The sequence below is a fragment of the Asticcacaulis sp. genome (assembly GCF_027484505.1).
In the GTDB taxonomy this organism is placed as follows: domain Bacteria; phylum Pseudomonadota; class Alphaproteobacteria; order Caulobacterales; family Caulobacteraceae; genus Asticcacaulis.
This window is the reverse complement of record NZ_JAIXSV010000129.1, coordinates 1-3,147: the sequence shown is the minus strand read 5'-3', so window position 1 is coordinate 3,147 and position 3,147 is coordinate 1. Positions and strand designations below refer to the sequence as shown.

Below are 3,147 nucleotides of genomic sequence, written 5' to 3'. Positions count from 1 at the left end.
GCCGATGATGTAGCCGAAGCCGCGGCCATGCGCGCCGAAGGTTCGACGGTCGGCGCACCGAAACTGTGGTCGCCCGCACCCTTCTGGCCGCACGGGGAGGGGATGTTCTATCTGCGCCCGCTGCTGGGCATGGGGCGGGCGCGGCTGCGGGACTGGCTGAACGCGGTGGGTGTGCCTTATGTCGATGACCCGGCCAATGCCAACCCGAGCTATCTACGCGCCAGAGTGCGGCAGCAGGGGGTTACGCTCTCTGTGACTGATACGCCTCGTGCGATCCGCTCGCCGGATTCATCTGGGATAGTGGAAGGCAAGCCGACAGGGGCTGCCTGTTTTCAGATACTTACATTGCCTGAGCCGGACATACTTTCGGCCCTGATCGTCTGCGCCGGTGGCGGGGACAAGCTGCCGCGTCAGGCGGAGCTTGCGCATATCCTTACCGCCGCCGCCACAGGGCAAACGCGCTTTACCCTGTGCGGAGCGCGCATCGAAGCGCACGAGGGCGGCTGGCTGATATGTCGTGAGGCCGGCGAAATGACCCGCAATGGGTCACGCCCGGAGCGTATCGGCGATATTTGGGACGGACGCTACCGCTTGCCCGATTACGCCATCGGGAGCGAAATCATCCCGGCAAAGGGGCATCTCAACGCTCTGTCCCCGGAAGATCGCCTGCGTTTGAAAGGCCTGCCGCCCGCCGTCCGTGCCGCCTTGCCTGTCCTGAAACACGACGAGTCGATACACCTGTTTGCGGCAGGAGATTTGCAGGACGTGACGTACAACCGGTTGCGTGCGGCGCTTGGCCTCATCCGCAACGAAGCGGAAGCCTGTCATCCCGCGTTTTCCTGCGGTCTGCCGGTAGCGTAGCGTTAAAGAGCCTACTATATAGGTTCAACCAACAGGCGGTTTCAGGCCGCCGTCAAGACCCGCAGCCCGCTGGCTGCTTGTGAGGAAGCTTATGAATTTTCGTGCTCTGACGATTGTCGGGATACTTCTGGCGGTTCTGATGGTCGGCTACGCCGTGGTCGGCAAGACGCCCTATCAGAACGCGCCGAAGGAAATGAGCTATTCGGTGCTCAAGGAACAGGTGAATGCGGGTCAGATCGTGTCGGCCGATATCGACCGCGATCAGGCCGTGGTTACCGACACCGCCAAGCAGAAGCACAAGGTCGTCATCCCTTATCCCAATAGCGATACGGCGGACTGGCTCGATTCCAAGAACGTGAAGGTCAATATGAAGACCGTCACCCAGCCCTTCCTGGTGTCGCTGCTGTCGGGCCTTCTGCCCATCCTGCTGATCGTCGGCCTGTGGCTGTTCTTTATGCGTCAGATGCAGGGCGGCGGTCGCGGGGCCATGGGCTTCGGCAAGTCGAAGGCCCGCCTTCTGACCGAGCACAAGAACCGTGTCACCTTTGCCGATGTGGCCGGCGTTGATGAGGCGAAGGAAGAATTGCAGGAGGTCGTCGATTTCCTGAAAGACCCGACCAAGTTCCAGAAGCTGGGCGGCAAGATCCCGAAGGGCGCGCTGCTGGTTGGCCCTCCGGGTACGGGTAAGACCATGCTGGCCCGTGCCGTGGCCGGTGAAGCGGGCGTCCCCTTCTTCTCGATTTCCGGTTCGGACTTTGTGGAAATGTTCGTTGGCGTCGGTGCCTCGCGCGTGCGTGACATGTTCGAACAGGCCAAGAAAAATGCGCCCTGCATCATCTTTATCGACGAAATCGACGCGGTGGGTCGCCATCGCGGCGCCGGCCATGGCGGCGGTAATGATGAGCGCGAACAGACCCTCAACCAGTTGCTGGTCGAGATGGACGGCTTCGAAGCTCAGGAAGGCATCATCATCATCGCGGCGACCAACCGTCCGGACGTGCTGGACTCCGCGCTTCTGCGTCCCGGCCGCTTTGACCGTCAGGTGACGGTCCCGAATCCCGATTTGACGGGTCGTGAAGCCATCCTGCGCGTACACATGCGCAATGTGCCGCTGGCCGTTGATGTCGATGTTAAGGTGGTGGCGCGCGGCACACCGGGCTTCTCCGGGGCCGATCTGGCCAATCTGGTCAACGAAGCGGCGCTGATGGCGGCGCGCAAGGACCGCAAGCTAGTCACGATGAAGGACTTTGAAGACGCCAAGGACAAGGTGCTGATGGGGGCCGAGCGCCGCTCCATGGCTATGTCCGAAGCCGAAAAGAAGCTGACGGCCTATCACGAAGGCGGTCACGCCATCGTGGCGCTGAAAGCTCCCGAAGCCGATCCGGTGCACAAGGCGACGATCATTCCGCGTGGCCGGGCACTGGGTATGGTGATGCAGTTGCCGGAAGGCGACCGTTATTCGCAAAACTACGTGCAGATGACCTCGCGTCTGGCCATCCTGATGGCCGGTCGTGTGGCCGAAGAACTGATCTTCGGCAAGGATCAGATCACGTCGGGCGCCTCCTCCGACATCCAGCAGGCGACGCGTCTGGCGAAGGCCATGGTCACGCGCTGGGGCTATTCGGACGCTCTGGGCCTCGTTAACTATAAGGATGCCGAAGACGAACACGGGGCCTTTGGCCGCGACGTGTCGGAATCGACGGCTCAGACCATTGATGGCGAAGTCAAGCGTCTTGTGCAGGGCGGTTATGATGAGGCCAAGCGCATCCTGACCGAAAACCTCGACAACCTGCATCGTCTGGCCCAGACCCTGCTGGATGTCGAAACCCTGAGTGGCGAAGAGATCGAAAAGGTGCTGCGCGGCGAAGAGATCGTGCGTGACGAAGACACCGGCATCCTGATCGAAAACACCACCCGTCTGGCGGTCCCGACCACGGATGAGCCGGAGCCTCTGTCGGAAACCGTGGTGCCGGAGGTTAAGGAAGGCGTCTGATACCGCTTGCCCCTCTATCAAAAAGGCCTGCGCCCACGGTGCAGGCCTTTTTGTTTTTCGGGGAAGTGCGCAAAAGGACCCACAAAATATGCCTAACGAAAACCTGCCCGAAGAAGCAGTCGTTAGCGGATCATTAAGGTTGTTGCGGTCTATTGATCCTCTCAGCCTCCTGTATTTAGGGCACTGCCGTACCGGTTCGAAGAACCGCAGGGCGCGTCCGTGTTCCGGGCGGCTGAAGCGCCACCGGCCCTGACTGGGCGGACGATCACGAGGACAGAATATGCCAGCCGTCG

2 protein-coding genes are annotated in these 3,147 nt (G+C 61.2%); both read left to right on the top strand.

All coding sequences use genetic code 11. The annotated features are described in order from the left end of the window. Window positions 1-861: ATP-binding protein (locus Q0072_RS08060; RefSeq protein WP_298328231.1), on the top strand; the 861-nt coding region annotated here is incomplete at its 5' end. Between the two features lie 91 nt (window positions 862-952). After that, window positions 953-2,854 (top strand): ATP-dependent zinc metalloprotease FtsH, encoded by a 1,902-nt coding sequence (ftsH, locus tag Q0072_RS08055; RefSeq protein WP_298328229.1) that lies wholly within the window; start codon window positions 953-955, stop codon window positions 2,852-2,854. Window positions 2,855-3,147: the final 293 nt, after the last annotated feature.

What these genes read in the sequence shown, in the direction of transcription:
- ftsH (WP_298328229.1), top strand. Translation starts at nt 953, where the DNA reads ATGAATTTTCGTGCTCTGACGATTGTCGGGATACTTCTGGCGGTTCTG.